General features: G+C 72.0%; 11 protein-coding genes and 2 pseudogenes. 8 read left to right on the plus strand and 5 right to left on the minus strand.

Features of this window, described 5'->3' with window-relative positions:
* Positions 1-121 precede the first annotated feature (121 nt).
* The 3 genes and pseudogenes from OG289_RS06260 to OG289_RS06270 all read right to left on the minus strand — a co-directional run bounded on the left by OG289_RS06260 (position 122) and on the right by OG289_RS06270 (position 1,726).
* Entirely contained in the window at positions 122-610 is a 489-nt protein-coding gene (locus OG289_RS06260) for a carboxymuconolactone decarboxylase family protein (protein WP_327320602.1), read from the minus strand.
* Positions 611-706: 96 nt separating this feature from the next.
* A pseudogene (locus OG289_RS06265) lies at positions 707-883 on the minus strand (transposase); the annotation flags it as partial.
* 144 nt (positions 884-1,027) lie between these two features.
* Complete coding sequence (locus OG289_RS06270; protein WP_327312994.1) at positions 1,028-1,726, minus strand: SDR family NAD(P)-dependent oxidoreductase; 699 nt, start codon at positions 1,724-1,726, stop codon at positions 1,028-1,030.
* Positions 1,727-1,831: 105 nt separating this feature from the next.
* Here OG289_RS06270 and OG289_RS06275 point away from each other — a divergent pair, with 105 nt between their 5' ends.
* Both OG289_RS06275 and OG289_RS06280 read left to right on the plus strand, forming a co-directional pair.
* The gene (locus OG289_RS06275; RefSeq protein WP_327312995.1) at positions 1,832-2,707 is read left to right on the plus strand and encodes a helix-turn-helix transcriptional regulator; all 876 of its coding nucleotides are present in this window, start codon (positions 1,832-1,834) and stop codon (positions 2,705-2,707) included.
* 65 nt (positions 2,708-2,772) lie between these two features.
* Positions 2,773-3,323: pseudogene (locus OG289_RS06280) on the plus strand (transposase); the annotation flags it as partial.
* A gap of 420 nt (positions 3,324-3,743) precedes the next feature.
* Here the strand turns inward: OG289_RS06280 and OG289_RS06285 are convergent.
* The gene (locus tag OG289_RS06285; protein WP_327312997.1) at positions 3,744-3,890 is read right to left on the minus strand and encodes a hypothetical protein; all 147 of its coding nucleotides are present in this window, start codon (positions 3,888-3,890) and stop codon (positions 3,744-3,746) included.
* 232 nt (positions 3,891-4,122) lie between these two features.
* A complete protein-coding gene (locus OG289_RS06290; RefSeq protein WP_327312998.1) occupies positions 4,123-5,442 on the minus strand; it encodes a helix-turn-helix domain-containing protein in 1,320 nt (439 codons plus the stop codon).
* A 186-nt stretch (positions 5,443-5,628) separates the two neighbouring features.
* On the opposite strand from OG289_RS06290, the gene OG289_RS06295 reads away from it, so the two are divergent.
* The 6 genes from OG289_RS06295 to OG289_RS06320 all read left to right on the plus strand — a co-directional run bounded on the left by OG289_RS06295 (position 5,629) and on the right by OG289_RS06320 (position 18,264).
* Positions 5,629-6,354, plus strand: a complete 726-nt coding sequence (locus OG289_RS06295; RefSeq protein WP_327312999.1) for a response regulator transcription factor — start codon at positions 5,629-5,631, stop codon at positions 6,352-6,354.
* Position 6,355: 1 nt separating this feature from the next.
* Positions 6,356-7,918, plus strand: a complete 1,563-nt coding sequence (locus tag OG289_RS06300; RefSeq protein WP_327313000.1) for a sensor histidine kinase — start codon at positions 6,356-6,358, stop codon at positions 7,916-7,918.
* Between the two features lie 692 nt (positions 7,919-8,610).
* Positions 8,611-9,426 carry a sensor histidine kinase gene (locus OG289_RS06305; RefSeq protein WP_327313001.1) on the plus strand — a complete coding sequence of 272 codons (816 nt, stop codon included), beginning with the start codon at positions 8,611-8,613 and terminating at the stop codon, positions 9,424-9,426.
* A 653-nt stretch (positions 9,427-10,079) separates the two neighbouring features.
* Positions 10,080-12,776 (plus strand): helix-turn-helix transcriptional regulator, encoded by a 2,697-nt coding sequence (locus OG289_RS06310; RefSeq protein WP_327313002.1) that lies wholly within the window; start codon positions 10,080-10,082, stop codon positions 12,774-12,776.
* Positions 12,773-15,313 carry an AAA family ATPase gene (locus OG289_RS06315; protein WP_327313003.1) on the plus strand — a complete coding sequence of 847 codons (2,541 nt, stop codon included), beginning with the start codon at positions 12,773-12,775 and terminating at the stop codon, positions 15,311-15,313. Before OG289_RS06310 ends, OG289_RS06315 begins: the two co-directional genes overlap by 4 nt.
* Before the next feature lie 68 nt (positions 15,314-15,381).
* Entirely contained in the window at positions 15,382-18,264 is a 2,883-nt protein-coding gene (locus OG289_RS06320; RefSeq protein ID WP_327313004.1) for an AAA family ATPase, read from the plus strand.
* The last annotated feature ends 2 nt before the right edge of the window (positions 18,265-18,266 follow it).

The raw sequence follows: 18,266 nt of genomic DNA on the forward strand, positions 1-18,266 counted from the left end.
GGCGTCCGTCGGCTCGTGTGTGACTACCGGCCTGGATGCAGTTCTGGCGGCACTGTACGTGTTCATCGACGTCCGTGTGGCCCCGCGCGCCGGATCGGGCGACCCCGCTGACGGGGACAGGTCAGTCCCACTGCTGGTCCGCGAGGGAGCTGACCGGCTGCGGCTTGCCGATGACGGCCAGGGCGATGAAGAAGTTGATCTGGCCGATCGCGATGGTCAGGGTGGCCAGTGCCTTCTCCTCGTAGTGCTTCGCCACCTCGGCGTACAGCTCGTCGGAGACGCGCTCCTTGCCATGCGGGGCGGGCTGGAGGGTGGCCTCCACCAAGGCCAGGGCGGCGCGCTCGGCGTCGGTGAAGTACGGGGCGTCCTGCCAGGAGGAGACGGCTGTGATGCGCTCCTCGGACTCCCCGGCCTTGCGCAGGAAACCGGTGTTCAGGATCGTCAGGTAGGTGTTGCCGACGATCTGCCCGGCACGCAGGTGGACGAGGTTCATCGTGGTGCGCGGCACCGAGTGGTTGCCCGTGGCCCGGAAGAGGGCGGCGCTGATGTCGTTCAGCTCGGGCACGAACTCGGCCGGGTTGGGCATCCGGGAGATGGAGGTGTTCGTCATGGCTGCTCTCCTTCGCTTCGGCCTGGTTGGCGTCTTCACAGCACTGACGGATCGGCGCACGCAGATGTGACAGGAATCCGGAAAAGTTCTCCGGCGTGTTCCGGACCTGGTGACATCCCTGTCCTTCTCCCGCCATTGCCCGCCCGTTTCGAACCGCCAGATCACGCCTTCGAACTGCTGCCGAAGCCGCTCTGGATACGGGCCGTACCTGCCGATCGGCAAGTACGGCCCGATGAACTTCCACTCCTCGTCCGTCAGTTGCGCCCGCGTCATGCAAGAGGATCTACGGTCCGGCCCCGCCGGGACGGCGAACCACAGATCGACCACGATGCGAGCTGCGCGCTGCAGCACTCCGAATACTGCAAGGACTTCGCGATGTCTTCGTCGCCTGAAATGGCTGATCCGGCACGGCCGGTGTCAGGACCAGGCGATCTCACCATGGCGGGAGACGAAGCGTCCGCTGCCGGCGCCGGGCTCCTCGGTGGCGAGGTGGACGATCGCGTCCGTGCCCTCGGTGACGGTTTGGGGGCCGCTGTGACCGTTGAGGTCGGTCGCGGTGTAGCCGGGGTCGGCAGCGTTGACGCGGATGCCCTTGAGCCCTTTGGCGTACTGCGTGGTCAACATCGTCAGCGCCGCCTTCGAGGAGGTGTACAGCGGCGCGACGACGTGCGACTCGGGTCGGCCGGGGTCGTGGGTGTGGGCGAGGGAGCCCATGCCGCTGCTGACGTTGACGATCACAGGGTCGTCCGAGCGGCGCAGCAGCGGCAAGAACGCGGTGGTGGTGCGGATGACGCCGATGACGTTGACATCGATGACGTCGCGGGCGTCGGCGGCGGTGAGGTCGCTGGGATCGCCGACGGGGCCGTGCACACCAGCGTTGTTGATCAGGACGTCGATCCTGCCCTCATGTTCGGCGACGTCCGCGGCCGCGGCGGCCACGGATGCGTCGTCAGTCACGTCGATGGGGACGTAGCGTGCGCCGAGCGCGGCAGCGGCCTCCTCGCCCTGTTCGCGGTTGCGGGCTCCGACGAGCACGGTGTGGCCATACTCGATCAGGCGGCGGGCGGTCTCGCGGCCGAGACCCTTGTTGGCTCCGGTGATGAAGGTGATCGTCATGCGTTCGACTCTGATCCCGACGACGGAGGCGGACCAGGGACGCTTCGACGGTAGGAAGACCAGTACCACCCTCGCGCCCCCATGCACGACCGGGGATGCAGGAGGATGGAGTTCATGTCGTCGACACCCGGAACCGGGCTGGGCGTGATGATCCGCACGTGGCGGGATCGGCTGCCCCCGTCGACCGCCGGGCTGCCGGTGGCCCGCGGGCGCCGGGCGGCCGGGCTGCGGCGCGAAGAACTGGCTGACCTGGCCGGGGTATCGGTCGACTACATCGTGCGCCTGGAACAGGGGCGGGCCACGACACCCTCGGCGTCGGTGGTGGCGTCCCTCGCACGCGCCCTGCAGTTGTCCGCCGCCGAGCGGGACCACCTGTACCGGCTGGCCCAGCTCGTGCCGCCGGTGGACGGTGCGATCTCTGACCATCTCCCGCCCGGCGTCCAGCGGGTACTCGCCCGCCTCGGGGACGTGGCGGTGGCCGTGTTTGCGGCGGACTGGCAACTGGTGTGGTGGAACCGTGGGTGGGCGGCCCTGCTGGGCGATCCCTCAGCCTCGCCGCCGCGGCTGCGCAACTTCGCGCGCGACAGGTTCCCGGTGGACACCGGCCCCGCCCAGCTCGCGCTGTGGCCAGTGACCGAGGCGGACCGCGACGCCACCGATGCCGCCGTCGTCTCCGACCTGCGCCGCGCCAGCGGCCGATTCCCCAAGGACAGTCGCTTGGCCGCGCTGATCCGCGATCTGAACGCGGGCAACAGGAGGTTCGCCGAGCTGTGGGCGACCGGAGAGGTGGCCGCGCACCGCGAGGACCACAAGACGATCGACCACCCGTCGGTGGGACCGGTCACGGTGGACTGCGACGTTCTGAGCGACGGCGACTCCGAGCGCAAGATCGTCATCATGACCGCCGTTCCAGGCAGCGAGGACGAGACCAAGCTCCGGCTCACCGCCATCGCCGGCCCACCGGCCACCACGCACAGCTGATCCGGCCTGCGCGTCGGTCGGCCGGCCGCCTGTGCGTGGCGAGCGCCGAATCACGATGCCGACCCAATTGGCGGCGCGGCAGCGGTCGCGGTCGTCCGTCCAGGCCCGACGAGCGAGAGTTCGCCACCAAGGGCGCGCTCGCCAAGACGATCGTGCTGCGCGCGCCGGCCTCGCCGCTGCCCATCACCTGGGTGACAGCGGATGCCGCCTACGGTCAGGAACGCCGGTTCCGCCGGGTGCTGGAGAACGCCGGTGTCGGCTACGTGCTCGCGGTTCCGAAGTCCCAGTTCACCGTGGGCTGCCCACGCATCGACCACCTTTTCGCCCAGGCACCCGAACAGGCGTGGGAGCGCCGCTCCTGCGGGCAGGGAGCCAAGGGACTGCGGGAGTACGACTGGGCCTCAGTGCGACTGCCCGCGGTGGCCGAATTCGATACCAGGGCCAGGAGTTGGTGCATCAGCGGTGGTCGCTGGCCCGGCGCAGCGTGAGCAAACCGGAGGAGATCGCCTACCACCTCGGCTACGCACCCCTCGTTGCCGGCGTTGACGACTTGGTGCGCGTCGTCGGTGTCCGCTGGGCGGTGGAGATGTGTCAACCACACTGCACACATAGATGTCAGTCGTCTGCCGGCGGTGCGTCCGGGGCGTTTTGCCAGTAGCGGTGGGTGTACCAGCCTGGTGATCGTGCGCGGCGTTCTCGAAGAGCGGCGAGCTCGTCGGGGTCGGCGTGGAGGATCCAGCGGTGGGGTGGGACGGACAGGCGCCTTCCCTGGACCCGGGATCATCACCAGCCACTGGTCCTCGGCGGTGACGGTCTTGCCGCTGCCCGGGCGGCCGGGAATCTTGCGCCTCGGATCGACGCGGTGCCGGCCATAGGTGTGGATGCCGGCGTAGATCGGACTGTGCAGCATCCACTGCAAGGTGGGACGGTTGGGACGCCAGAAGATCACCCGTCGACCATCGGCAGCATGACACCGACGGCGTCACTACCCGATCACCTTCGCCGCCGAGGAACCGTTCGACTTCGACGGCGACCCCTACAACCAGTACGACCAGCGCTCCACGTACGCACCGGTCATCGCCCGCGTCGCCGTCACACCGCTCGCCCGGCGGTGATCCGCGGCGAGCTGAGCGGAGAGGTGCCCCGGGGCAGTGCGGGCCACCGGCACCCGCCAGAGGGCCACGAACGCGTCGGTGAGGCCGTTCGCCGCCTCACACCGACCTGAAGCTTCTCCACCGAAGGGCTGCGGCGCCGCCCTGGTCGCGCTGCCCCTGGTTTCCTTCCTCCCGGACCCGCGTCGGGACACGAGCGGGCCGCACCGCCACCGGAACGGCCCCGGAGACGGCCGTCCAGCGGGCCTGGCCGAGCCGTGTCCTGCCGCCTGCGCGGTGTCGGCCGTGGCCGGTCCTCTCCGCTCAGGTGGGAGCGTAGGCCGTGGCGACCGGGGTGACGCCGAGGCGGGCTCGGGCCGGGTGGGCCGCCATGTGCAGCGGCGGTTGGGGGGACAGACCGCGGGGAGCCGGGATGCGGGGGCGGGTCGCGCCCGCGCCGCGGGTGGGCGGGCCGTCCGGAACGGCTGCGTGGTCGCTGACGTCGGCGGTGTCCCCGAGCGAGGAGGCGCCCGTCGTCATCGTCGGTTCGGGCCAGGTCAGGCCCGCGCTGCGCTGGAACCGGGTGACGGCGGCGACGGCGAGGGCCGCGCGCAGGGTGCACAGGCCACGCAGCCCGTCGAGGCGCTGGCCGGTGAGCAGACCGATCCGCTGCAGGCGGCGGTCCAGCGTGTTGCGGTGGATGCCCAGCCGCTCACAGGCACGGTGACGGACACCGTCGGCGGCGATGAGGGCGGTCAGGGTGTCCCAGAGGACGGGGTGCTCGTTCAGCGGCTCGACCATCTTGAGAAGCCGCTCGGAAACGGCCGGGGTCTCCGTCGCGCCGTACTCCACCAGGATGTCGTCGAGTCCGTACACCCCGGGCGGACAGTCGAGGGCGAGGAGCGTGGCGCAGATCCCGTCGGCGACCGTCACTCCGCCCGCCTCCTGGTCCGCGCGCACGTCCGGCGCGCCGACGGCCGGGTCCTGCCAGTGGACCGCGATCCAGACGTCGCCCGGCAGGTCCTTGTGGGCTTCGCGGGCGAGGGAGACGGCCTCCTCCTGGTCGGCCGCCGGCAGCAGGACGTGGGCGCCTTCGTCGGAAGCCGGCACGACCGCGGCGGCCAGTCCCCGGAAGACCCGGTGGATGTCGGCGATCGTGCAGGACAGGGCGCGCACGGCCAGCACCGCGCGCGCCTTGGTGGACGCCTCCTGGGTGAGGTGCGCGGGGACCTGCCGAGGGGGCTCCGGATCGTCCTCACCGCCGGTCCCCACCTCGAAGAAGCCGCAGTTCAGCTCCCGGCCCACCAGCCGTCCTGCGTCCCCGAGCCGCAGCACCATCACTTCGTGCGTCAGAGCGTCCTGGTCATGGGCGCCAACCGTGCACCGGTTGACGAGATGGCGCGTCATGCCGCCCACCATGGCGAGCAGTTCGTCGAGCGACCGGCCGCGTCGCGCCCACGCCCGGCCCTCCGCACGGATACGAGCCGCGCTCTGCCAGCTCCAGTCGCCCTGGCCGGACACCACCTCGGTCAGAGCCGAGAAGATCTCCCAGCGGACTCTGCGGCATCCCTCGTCGACATCCTCGATCCCCTCCGACGCGAAGAGTGGGTGAAGATCAGGTTTGGCCCCCGCGTGTGTGGTCATGTCAGGACAGCAAAGTCCACGAACTTCAGAGATACATCAAAGTCCGCTCAGAGCACGATCGGAAAAGGAACCGAGGGATCATCCCTGTGCCATCATGACGAGGACAGCAGGTGATCCCGTCTTCCTCGATTCCGCGGGCAGATCTCGACAACAATGGGTTCTTACCGACTTCATGGTGCGCACACGATGAACCAGAGCGACACGTCCTCGAAAACGACCGTGCTCGTAGTGGAGGACGAGTCCAGCATCGCCTCCATGCTCACCATGGCGTTGCAGTTCCTCGGATTCGAGGTGATCACCGCCGGCCGGGGGGGCGAGGCTCTCGCCCTGGCGGCCGACCGTGCCCCGAACGTCGTACTGCTCGATGTCGTCCTTCCCGACATGGACGGCTTCGAGGTCTGCCGGGGGCTGCGGGGTGCGGGCGTCAACGCTCCCGTCCTGTTCGTGACCGCCCGCGACGCGGTGGAGGACAAGGTCCGGGGCCTCGAACTCGCCGACGACTACGTCACCAAGCCGTTCGACCTCAACGAGGTGGTGGCCCGGATCCGGGCCGTCATGCGCCGCGGACGTGAACTGACGCCTGTCAACAGCCGTAGGCTGCGCGCCGGTTGGGTGGAGCTGGACCAGGACACGCGCGAGGTCTGGCGGCACGGCGAGCTCGTGCAGCTGTCGTCGACGGAATTCGCGCTACTGCGCTATCTCCTGGAAAACGCCGACCAGGTCATCTCCAAGGCGCAGATGCTGGACCACGTCTGGAGCTACGACTTCCGCGGCGAGTCGGGAATCGTCGAGACGTACATCTACTATCTGCGCCGCAAACTGGGCGACACCGGCCAGACGCTGATCCACACCGTTCGCGGCGCGGGTTATCTGGTGCGCTCGGCACCTCCCGGACACCTCAGGGAGGACTGAGGTGTCCACCGCCGCGTACGCCGCCCCGAGCCGTCGCAAGGACCGGGGGGCCCGGTTCCGTGCGGTCCCCCAGTACGCCATCCGCATGCTCGCCTGGGGCTTCCTCGTCATCGCAGCGATCGGTGTGCTCGGTGCCGACCTCTACTGCGTGGGCACGTTGTCGTACCGCCTCCGGGAGCGCACCGACCAGCAGATCGCGCAGAGTCACCACGCCCGGATGGAGGCACTGCGTGCCGGGAAGGGCCTGTATCCGGCCCGGGACGGATCAGCGGCCCTGGTGACCGACGGTCGCGGAGCCGTGCGCCTGTCGACGGGGCCTCCGTCCCTCCTCGACAGCCTTCCGACATCGGCGGACCAGTTGCTCGAGCGGGACGGCGTCGGTCACCCGCTGCCGGTGCCGGGCCGAGCGGCACGAGCGCTCGTGGACCGTCTGCCGGACGGCACCTACCTGGTGACCGCACGGTCGACGGACGCGGACGAGGCGACCGTGCGGACGCTGATGGGCATCGAGACCGCCACCAGCATCCCCCTGATCGTCGTGTTGGCTCTCGGGGCCGTGTGGACCAGTCGGTGGGCCTTCGTCGCCCTGCGCGAGATGTCGCACGACGCCCGGCGGATCGCGGAAGGCGGTGCCGAGTCCTCGGAACGCATCCCGGTCGTGACCCAGCCGCTGAGGGAGCTGCGATGCACAGCCGACACCTACAACTACCTTCTGCGGCGCATCGAGGAGGGCTCGGTGCGCCGCCGGCGGGAGGAGAACAGGCTGTGCGAGCTCGTCGACGCCGCCAGTCATGAACTGCGCACCCCCCTCACCACCATCACCGGGTACACGCAACTGGCCCTGATCCGGGCGCTGGACGACCCGCGTCGGCTGGACGAGGCGATGGAACAGGTCCAGAAGGAGACCCGGCGCCTGATCAGCCTGGTGGACGACATGCTGCTGCTGGCCCGGCTGGGGCATGGCGGGATGCTCGAACAACGTCCGGTGGACCTGGCTCAACTCTGTCTTCAGGCGGTGCCCCGGGCTCAGAGCTCCGGTGCTCCGCGCACGCTGCGCTGCGTGGTGGAGTCCTTCCCTCATTGGGTGGAGGGCGACCGGCGGAGGCTGGAGCAGGCGATCGACAACCTGCTGGCCAACGTGCTGGCCCACACCCCCGAGGACACCTCGGCCCTGGTCCGGCTGGGCCTGGACGGCGAGCGCCATGTCATCGATGTCATCGACGACGGCCCCGGCATCGACGAGTCCGTGCGGGACCGCATCTTCGAGCCGTTCTTCAGCGCGGCGAGCGCCGCACCGACGGATCCGGAGGCGCCCCGGTGCCCGGGCCGCGGACTCGGGTTGAGCGTGGCGGCAGCGGTGATCACCGCACACGGCGGTTCCATCGGTCTCGAACCGACCGAGCGGGGCGCCTGGTTGCGGGTCAGCCTGCCCGCGGCGGGCCGAGGGCACCGTCTCGATCGCGGCACCCGGCGCGCTGTCCTGAGCCGGAACAGACGCGGTACGCCTCCTCACTCCAGCCGGACCGGCGCCGGGCATCCCGACGAAAACCAGGGATTCCCCTAGATCCACCGAGCGGGAGTCCGTCACGCCCGCGCCAGTTGCATGTGATCCGGCTGTGGGGCGGAATCCGCCAACGGGTGGCCGTGCGGCGGGCGCTCCGCACCGGTACGACGGCCTTGAGCAGCGCTTTTCCGACGGGCGCCGCGGGCTCGGCAGACGGCGGTGCGGTGCTCGTGGACGGACGCGCGGTCGGCGGGGCGGCCCCTCCGAAGGGTCGGGGCCGCAGCCCTCCGACTCCGCCGCGAATCCCCCGTGTGTCCGACCCACCCCTTCCCACCTGGTCTTCCTTTCCTGTCGATGTCGATAGCGCGTTGTAACATCCTCGTCACGCGGAGACTTGGCGACCCAAGAGGGGCCTTGGGTATCGTGCCGCCAAGCAAGGCTTGTTTTCATCGCGTTGGCGCAAGGCACCCGGATCGGGCGGTGAGGTGTATTTTCGACGGACCGGCGAGGAGACCGAAGGGTCGGTGCCTCACCCCTTGAACTCGGCGCGGAGCCCCCACAGACGTGCGGCGGTCGGGGCCCTGTCCCTCGTGGTCGTTCTCTTGGCCCTGTCCGCCGGGCCGATGCCGGGCGGGGGGCCGTCGGCGGTCAGACCGGCCACCACCTGCGCGACGACCCTCCACACGGGCGCCACCGGTCGCGGCGGCGATCGAGCGGCCGTGATCGGCAGCAGCACGCACAGCATGGGGATCATGGGACCGATACCGACTCTGCGGGCCCCTGGTTCGCGGGCGCTGCTCAAGCTGGCACTGCTCTTCCTGCCGTTATTGGCGGCCGTCGGGCTCGGCGCCCAACTGCGCAGGGAGCGCGACAACCGGCGCAAGTCCGAGCAGCGGCTGATGGCATTCCTCGCGACCGCCTGCCACGAGTTGCGCACTCCGCTCACCGCGATCTCCGGCTATGTCCAGTTGGCCAGGCTGGGCGGACTGGCCGATCTGGAGAAGTTCGACCTGGTCATGGCCCGCATGGCCGACGAGAACCGCCGCATGTCGGGCCTCCTGGACGAGTTGATGCTGCTCGCCCGTCTCGACCTGGGCCAGCCGCTGCGCCGTGAGCCGGTCAACCTCGCGCAGCTGTGCCGTGATGCGGTGGCCGACGCCCAGGCCTGTTCCCCGCACCATCCGATCCGGCTCACGATCCTGCCGGGCACCCACGCGGTCAACGGCGACCGGGACCGCCTCTACCAGGCGGTCGCCAATCTGCTGGCGAACGTGCGGCACCACACGCCCGACGGCACACGCACCGCACTCGGCCTGGGCACCGAGGACGGTTTCCGGGTCATCGAGGTCATCGACGACGGGCCGGGCATACCCGTCGAGTTGCGCCACTCGTCCTTCGAACGGTTCGTCCACGGCGGGCAGACGCCGACCCGGGCAGTGGTCGCGGACACGGGCGGCGGGAACGGCCTGGGACTGAGCGTCGTGGCGGCCATCGTCACCGCGCACGGCGGCACGGTGTCCCTGGAACCCGGCCGGGGGGCGTGGTTCCGCATCCGGCTGCCCGCCTGAGCCGTTCCGGCCACACCACTCCGCCGCCGATTTTCCGGCGCAACGCACCGGTCCCGGCAGGGAGCAAGAAGGTGCCATGTCCGGCGAAAAAGAACTTCGAGGAGCCCGGCAGTGCACAGGAAATACCGCACGTTCAATCCTCGCGAAGCAGCTACCCGGAAAATTGACTTAAATTCTAGGCGATTCACTAGTCACGGCTCATTCACACCCGCTCCACATCGGCGCGAATTGGATGAACCGGACAGCAATACCCGCAGACCCAGGTTCTTCCGGCCTTTCCGGGGCACTGTCGCGACGCTCCCAAGACCATTCCTGTCACCGCGTCTTTCACATGACATACAAGCGGACAGGGCGAACCCGCTACAATCCAGAGCGTTGTATATGCACCAACTGTGAACCAAGAACAAAGCGCTAGAAACCGTTCACAAAGCGGTGAGCGCCTCACGCCCTTCACCCATGGGCCCCTGTGGACTTCGACCCCCACACACCGCCGTGCAGACCCCCGTCGGCCCGCTCGTTCTCCCCTCACCTCCCCGCACAGAGCCCATCAAGTGTCCGTCCCCCACAGAACATTCGGTGGCCCCGTGAACCGCACCTCGGCCTTACCGGCCCATCGATCACCGAGCACGAGTGAGACCCCGAGCGAATCCCTGGTGGGCAGAACCACCGTGCTCTCGGCACTGATCGACCACATGCCCCGGACCGACTACGGATCAGCCCCCGGCGTGATGCTGACCGGGCCCGCCGGAATCGGCCGCAGCGTGGTGCTGCGGGCCTTCTGCGACCTCGTGGCCGCCCAGGCGTCCGTGCTGCGTGCCGGCCCGCTGGACGGAACCTGGTACGACGCGGTCGGATCCGCACGCGGCGACACCTACCGCGGCCGATCCTCGCCTGGCGAGGCCCCTTTGTCGTGCCATCAGCTCCACGAGACGGTGCTGGAGCTCTGCCGGCGCGGGCCCGTGGTGCTGGCCGTGGACGACGCGCACCTGTCCCGCCCGCAGTCGTTGCGCGCACTCGACTACGTCCTGCGCAGATCCCTCGGGCTGCCGCTGCTGCCCGTCATCACGGCAGCCCCCGTCGCCGAGCCACCGGCCCTCGTCCGCCTGCTCACCCACCATGCGTGGACCACGGTCGAGTTGACTCCCCTGTCCGACACCGACATCGCCGAACTGCTCACCCGGCGGCTGGGACACGAACCCTGCGCGGCCCTGCTGCGTGAGTGCCTGGAGCGCTCCGAGGGCAACCCCTCGGCCGCGCACGCGTTCGTCGACCGGCACACCGGCACACCTGGCGCGACAGGCGACGAGACGGGTTGCGGCCCCACGACCTCCCAAGGCCTGGGAGCGCTCCCCGCCTCCGCCTCCGCCGTCCTGTCGGCCGTGGCCGTACTGGGTTGCGCCGAACCCGAGTTGGTGAGCGAACTGATCCGGATGCCCCTGCCCGCCGTGCGGCGCGCCCTGAACCAGCTCACCGAACGCCGGGTCCTCCCGCTCGACGGCCCGCGAGCCCCCTCGCAGGGACCGGCCGCCGACGTGCCGAACGGCTTGTCCAGCGACGACCTCATTCCGCTGTACGCCCGCGCCGCCCGGCTCCTGGAGGACGCGGGCCGCCCACCGGCCCAGGTGGCGGACGTGCTGCTGCGGATCCGGTACGGCGCCGCGCCGTGGATGCTGGAGGCCCTCTACAGCGCGGCCCTGTCCACCGACTCGCCGGGCGCCGCCGTGCGCTACCTGTCGCACGCGCTGGACATCGGCGCCGGCGAGAACACCCGCATGCTGCGCCGGATCAGGGCCCTGCTCGCCGACACCCTCAGCACCGACGCACCGGAGCTGGCGGTCCATCAGCTGAGCACGCTGCTGGCGAGCAGCACCGACGGACACGAACTCGCCGACATCGCACTGCGGTACGCCGACACCCTCGTCGTGCTCGGCCGCGGCGACGAGGCCGCCCGGCTGCTCGCCGACGTGCTGGACCACCGGGCCGGTTTCGGGAAGGTCGTCGTCCCGCAGGAAAGCCGCCCCGCGCTGGAGTCCGCCCTGCTGCTCACCGGAGCGCTGGGCCCCGGGACCGTGCACTGGGTCCGGGAGCGCTCCCTGGCCTCCGGCGAACCCGCCGGCAACAGCCCCGGCGACCGCCGGCTGCGGCTCGCCCGCGCCGCGCTGTCGGTGCTCAGCGGCCGCCCCGTGCGCGAGCATCCCCGCCTTCCCGCCGTCGACGCCCCCGGCACTCCCCTGGACGACCTGTCGCTGATCGCCTCCGCCGTCGTCGCGAACCTCACCGACGACAACACCATGGCGCTGGACACACTCGACCGGCTCCTCGGCAACCAGCTCCGCGGGGAACTGGACCCCAGCCGGATCCACGCCCTCGCGGTCCGGGCTCTGGTGCTCAGCGCGACCGGCGACCTGCTCGCGGCCGAACGGGACAGCCGGCACGCCCTGGAACTCGAGCGCCGGCGCGGTGACGGCCCCGCCGTCACGTCCGCCGTCGTCTTCGCCTACGTACTCGCCCAGCGCGGCACCATGGCCGCCGCCGCGGCCGTCCTCTCCGAGGTCGCCTGCACCGAACTGCGACGACTCTCCTACATCCACCCCGTGTACTGGTGGGCGACGGCCGCCGTGCGACGAGCCGAGGGCGACCTGCGCGGCGCGCTGATCGCCCTGCGCGCGAGCGGCCGGGCGCTGGGCCCGGAGGGCACCGAGTCCCCGCTGCTGCTGCCATGGTGGCTGGAGGCGTCCGACCTGCTGACGGAACTCGGCCGCCCGGCCGAGGCACGCCGGGTGGCGTCCCAGGGCGGCGCGCACATAGCTCGCTCCGACACCCCGCGCGGCGCCGGGCTGGCCCTGCTGGCCCGCGGTCTGGCCACTCCGGGCCGCGCAGGCCACCGGCTCCTCGACGAGGCCTGCGCGCGGCTGGCCGACTCCCCCGCCCGGTTGCTGCGGGCCCGCGCCGAATACGCGCTGGGCGCCGCCCTGCTCGACGACGGAGACCCCCTGGCCGCCCGGCCCCGGCTCCGGACCGCACTGGACCTGATGACCGGGTGCGGGGCGGGCAACGCCGCGAAAGGCGTCCGGCTCCGGCTCGCCAAGGCGGGTGGGCGGCCCCGCCGGCCCACCAGCCGCCCGGACGACGCCCTGACGACACGGGAGCGCAGGGTCGCCGCCCTGGCGATGGCCGGCCGCTCCAACCGGGAGATAGCGGAAGCGCTCTACATCACCCGGCGTACGGTCGAACTGCACCTGACCCACACCTATCAGAAGCTCGGCGTGAGCGGCCGGGAGGAGCTCGTGGGCGTCCTGCGGGCCACCCCCCGGCCCTGTGCGGCCCGGGCCGGTGACGGGGGACGATGAGCACCGCAGCGGACCGTCGGACCACACCTCGTAATCCCTTCCTGCTCAAACTGGCCTCGCTGGACGGCTTCACACCGCTGTACGGACGGCAGGCCGAACAGGCGGCGCTGCTGCGCATGATGAACCGGCTCGCCGTCGGGCAGCCCGGGGTGACGGTGATCCACGGCGTCCCGGGCACCGGACGCAGCCGCCTGCTGCGGCGGGGCATGGCGCTCGCCCGGGTCTCCGGTGTCCAGGTGCTGACCGCTCTGGGCACGGCCCCGTCCTCGCCCGCCCCCTACGCCTTCGTACGGCAGCTGCGGCCGGTCCGTTCCACGGCGGGCGGCCCGGCCCTTGCCGCGGAGCCGCCCGCGGAGGACTCGGTGCAGGGGTGGTGCCGCTCCCTCCTGGCCGCCGCGTCCCGGCCGACGCTCCTCGCCCTGGACGACGTCCAGTGGGCGGACCCGGAGTCGGTGCAGGTGATCGCGGGGCTGCTGCGGCGGCTCGCCTCGGCCCCGCTCGGGGTGCTGCTGACCGTCGCCGGCGCCGACGGCGAGTTCCCCGACACCTGCGCGGAACTCCTCGACCAGGCGGCCGTCCTACCCGACAGCCGAGGGCTGCTGCTTGACCTGGCGCCGCTCGGCGTGCCCGAGATCCACGCGATGTGCGCCGCGTCGGGACTGCCCGTCCCTGCGGCATCGGACGACGCCTGGTGGGAAGGCGTCACCCGGCTCACCCGTGGCAGCCCCTGGGTGACGCTGCGGGCCCTGGACAAGCTGCGCCGCGAGCCCGCCCTGGTGTCCGCCGTCGGGCTGCGAACGGCGCTCTCCCAGCAGATCGAGGCCGCGGACCGGGACCGGGCCACCGAGTCGGCCGCGAAACTGACCGCGGGACCGCTCGCGCTGATCCGCGGTCTCGCGGTCGGCCGGGGTCTGCTGCCGCTGGACCGGGTCACCGCGCTCGTGGGGCTGGACGAGGCCGAACTGTCGGCGGCCGTAAGGACGTTGCGGGTACACGGGCTGATCGGCCCCGGCGATCCCCCGCGGCTGCGGATGACGGGCTGCACGGCCGGGCTGCTGGCCGGTACGGACGGCGACGAGCGCAAGCGGCTGCACGCGCAGGCGGCCCGCTGGGCGCACCGCTGTGACGCCGACGAGGAGGCCCTGTCCGTCCTGCTGCTGAACACCGTGCCGTTGGGTGAGCCCTGGGTGCCGCCGGTACTGCGCCGCACCGCCCGCGCCCTGCTCGCGCGCGGCCGGCACGCCGAGGCCGCGGAACTGCTGGAGCGGGCGCTGCGCGAGCCGCTGCCCCTCGCGGAGCGCGCCGAAGTGCTGCTGGAGGCCGCCGAGGCGTACGCGGTGATCGCGCCCGAGGCGGCGGACCGCAGGATCGCGGAACTGCTGTCCGCGGCGCAGGTCCGACCGCATGTGCGCGCGGCCGCCGCGGACCTGCTGCTCAGCCGCGGCGAACCCCAGGCCATGCTGCCCCTGTCGGCCCGGTTGTACGGGCCGCACGGCGCGGAACAGGCGGGCGTCCCCTCCCGGAGCCGGCCAACCGACGTCCTGCACCCGGGGGCCACGGCACGGAGTGCCAGGACGGCCGCCCATGGTGAGCTGGGGCCGGACACCCGTTCGGCCCTGCTCGCCGCGGAGGTGTGGCGGCGGACGGCGCGGGGACACGACGCGGCCGCGGTTCGCGCGATGTGCCTGGACGCCCTGCGGGCGCCGCTCGACGAAGCGCTGTTCCCCCGGTTCACCCTCTGCTGCGCGTTGTCCGTCGCGGACGCCCACGAGGCCGCCCGCGACGCGCTGGACGTGGCCCTCGCCGAGGCCGCACGTCGTCGCAGCCCCGCGCTGGTGGGGTGGGGGCGGCTGCTGCGCGCCCAGCTCAATCTGCAGGCCGGTGCCCCGGACACCGCCGCGCACGACCTCACCTCCTGCCGGTCCCTGGCGCCGCCGGAGGAGTGGGATCCCACGCGGCTCACCCTGCTCCGGGCGATGGAGATCCGCCTGCTGGTGGCGCGGGAGCGTTACACGGAGGCCGGCCGACTGGCCGGTGAGGAGCTGCCGCCCGGTGCCGAGGAGAGCGGCCCCTGGATTCATCTGCTGTACGCCCACGCGCAGTTGTCTCTCTGCCAGGGACGCCCCCGGCAGGCACTGGCCGAGGCCGAGGAGTGCGGCCGGCGCGCGGCGGCCCGTGGGTGGTCGAACCCCGGCCTGGTGGCCTGGCGCTCGCTGGCGGCCCTGGCCCACCTGGGCTGCGGGGAGGACGACCGGGCGGCGGAGCTGTTCGCCGAGGAGGCGCGGCTGGCCGAGCGGTGGGGCACCGGCTCCGCACTGGCCTGGACCGACCTGCGCCGTGGCCTCGGCTCCCCGGCGCCACGGGCGGCACGGCTGACCGAACGCGCCCTGCGCCGGCTGGGCCCCACCCCCGCGTCCCGGCGTTTCGTCCAGGCCGTCGTCGCCCGGGAGGCTGCCGGATCGCGCCGGGGGGGACGAGCGGACAGCGCGTCGCCGGTCTCCGAGACCCAGGACGGCGGCATTCCCATGGGCCCATGACGCTGCGCACCCGACCCACCCCACACCCACTCCCCGGCTCAACCACACCGCGCAAGGAGGCCGCTGGAATGCTGCTCGAGCGGCAGAACGAACTGAAAGAGGCGGCCGAGGCCCTTCGGCTCGCGGCACATGGCAACGGATCCATGGTCGTGATCAGCGGACAGCCCGGAAGCGGCAAGTCGGCCGTTCTGTCGGAGATCGGCGAACTCGCCGCCGGTCTGGCCACCGGCCCGACGGCCGGGTCGGTGGTGCCCAGCCGCCCCCTGGTGATGCGTGCCTACGCCGCCCCCTCGGAGCGCTCCTTCTCCCTCGGTGTCACCCGGCAGCTGCTGGAACCGGTGCTCAAGTCGGGTGCGTTCGCCGGCAGATGGTGCTCGGGACCCGCCCGGCCCGCGCTCGCCTTCCTCCAGGGCGACCCGGAGTCGCCCCGGCAGCACACCGCGACGACGGTACGCGCCCTGCTGGCCATGGTGGAGAACATGAGCCAGGAGCGCACACCGGTCCTGCTCATCGACGATCTGCACTGGGCGGACGAGGGCACACTGGACTGGCTGGACCAGTTGGTGCAGCAGGTGCCCCATCGGGGCATCCTGGTCGCGGCGACCGTCTGCGAGGGAGAACCCGCGGCGGAGCCGCCCGGTGTGCGTCCGGTCGCCGCCGCCAAGCACATGCTGTTCCCGGCCCCGCTGGGCACGGCGTCGGTCGACGCCCTGATCCTGGAGCGCCTGGGCGTGCCGGCCGACGCGGAGTTCACCTCCGCGTGTCACGACGTCACGCGCGGTAATCCGCTGCACCTCGTGTCGCTTCTGCAGGAATGCCAGTCCCGCGGCATCGCCCCGGTGGCGGCCGAGGCGTCCAGAGTGGCCACGCTGGTGCCGCCCGCGCTGCGCCGGCGACTGCTGCTGTGTCTTCAGGAACAGCCGCCGTCCGTGCTGGCCGCGGCCCGTGCGCTGCAGGTCCTCGGGGACGGTGCCGATCCGCAGGTGGTGGGTGAGCTGGCCGGACTGGACCGGGTGGACCGCGAGGCCGGTCTCTGGCGGCTGCGCCGGCTGACGCTGGTCGTCCGTCAGGGCACCACCCTCGCCCTGGCCCATCGGGCGGTGCACGAGGTGATCGAGGACGCCATGCCACCGGGCGAACGCAACCGGCTGCACCTGAAGGCCGCCGCGCTGCTGCGCTACCGGGGCAGCACGCCCGAACGGGTGGCCGGCCATCTCCTCGCCACCACCGCCCCGCTGGACGACGACTCGGTGGCGGCGCTGCGCCACGCCGCCGAGGCGGCAACGCTGCGCGGCGCCCCCGAGACGGCGGCGCGATATGTGCGCCGGGCGCTGCGCGACGTACCGCCGCACAGCGAGGAGCGGGCCATGTTGCTCGTGGAACTGGCGTCCGTGGAGCGCAGTTTCGCACCGTCGGTGGCGGTCAGGCACATCACCCAGGCGTTCCCGCTGCTGGCCTCGGCCCGGGCCCGGGCCGAGGCGCTGCTGACGCTGACCCCGATGGCGGCCGGTGCCACGCTGCTGTCGCTGGGCGACGCGATGCGGCAGACGACACAGGAGCTGACCGCCACGGAGGCACGGCCGGCCGACCGGCGGCTGCTGGAACTGCGGCTGGAGGCCCGGCTGCACCATCTCTGCGACATCGATCCGTCGGTGCTCGCGTCGGCCGCGGACCGCCTGACCGGGCTGGGCGGACGGCCGGAGATGACGCACGCAGGCCAGCGTGAGCTGCTGGTGGCCCTGATGTACACGGTGACGGTGTCTGCGGCGCTGCCCGCCGCGCAGGTCAGGAGACTCGCGGCCCGGGTGCTGGAACACGAGCCGGCGCGCGCGGCCCATGTGCACACCATGCTGCCGCTGGTGGTGCCGGTATCGGTCACCGCCGACTCCGTCACGGGACTGATGTCCTGGCTGGACACGGCCCTGGCCGACGCGGAGCGCCGGGGCGGACGGCTGGAGCAGTCGGTGGTGCTCAGTGAGCAGGCGCTGGTCCTGCTCGCCCAGGGCAGGCTGTCGGCCGCGCGGGAACGGGCGGTGCGGGCCTGCTCGGTGATCGGCCCGCAGGAGGCGAGCACGCTCTCGCTCATCGCCCTGGCCATGGTGGCGCTGCGCACCCGCGAGCCGGAACTGGTCGACGGGCTGCCGGAGCGCATCCGCGGCGCGCACGAGAACTGCGTGCTGGCCGGGCTGCTCACCATGGTGCGGGGCATGAAGGCCGAACGGCGGCACGAGCCGGCCATGGCCGTGGAGCACTTCCTCGACGCCGAGTACGCCCTGGAGCGGGCCGGTTGGCGCAATCCGGTGCTGGCGCCGTCGGCGTACTGGGCGGCACGCACCTTGCACCGCGTGGGCGAGGCCGAGCGGGCCGAGCAGCTGTGCGAGCAGCACCTCGAGCAGGCGCGGGCCTGGGGTGCCCCGTCGGGTCTGGGCCGTGCGCTGGCGCTCCAGGCGGCCGTGACGGACGCGGCCTCGGCGCCGAGGCTGCTGCGGGAGGCCGCCGGCGTGCTGGAGGGCTCCGCCGATCTCCTCACGCGGGCGTCGGTTCTGCTGCGGCTCGCTGAGGCGGTGGCACCCCGCCATGCCGCGGAGGCGGAGGCGGCGCTGCGCACGTCGTACGAGTTGGCGGTGGACTGTGGAGCCTCTCGGATCGCGGCCCGCGCGCAGGAGATGCTGGGGCCGGCGGCGGTGGGTGTCCCGACGCGGGGGCGGCTGACGTCGGCGGAGCGGATGGTGGCGCAGATGGCCGTGGAGGGCCTGACCAATCAGGCCATCGCCGACGCGCTCGGCGTCTCCCGGCGGGCAGTGGAGAAACATCTGACGAACTGCTACCGCAAGATCTCGACGTCCGGCCGTTCCGGGCTCGCGAGCGCGCTCGAGGATGCGGGCCTGTTCGAGCCGACGGGCGTGTCGGCTCCGCCCGCCGAAACGATCCGCCCCCAGGGAGCGGCGTGAGC

The organism is Streptomyces sp. NBC_01235, from assembly GCF_035989285.1.
GTDB lineage: Bacteria > Actinomycetota > Actinomycetes > Streptomycetales > Streptomycetaceae > Streptomyces.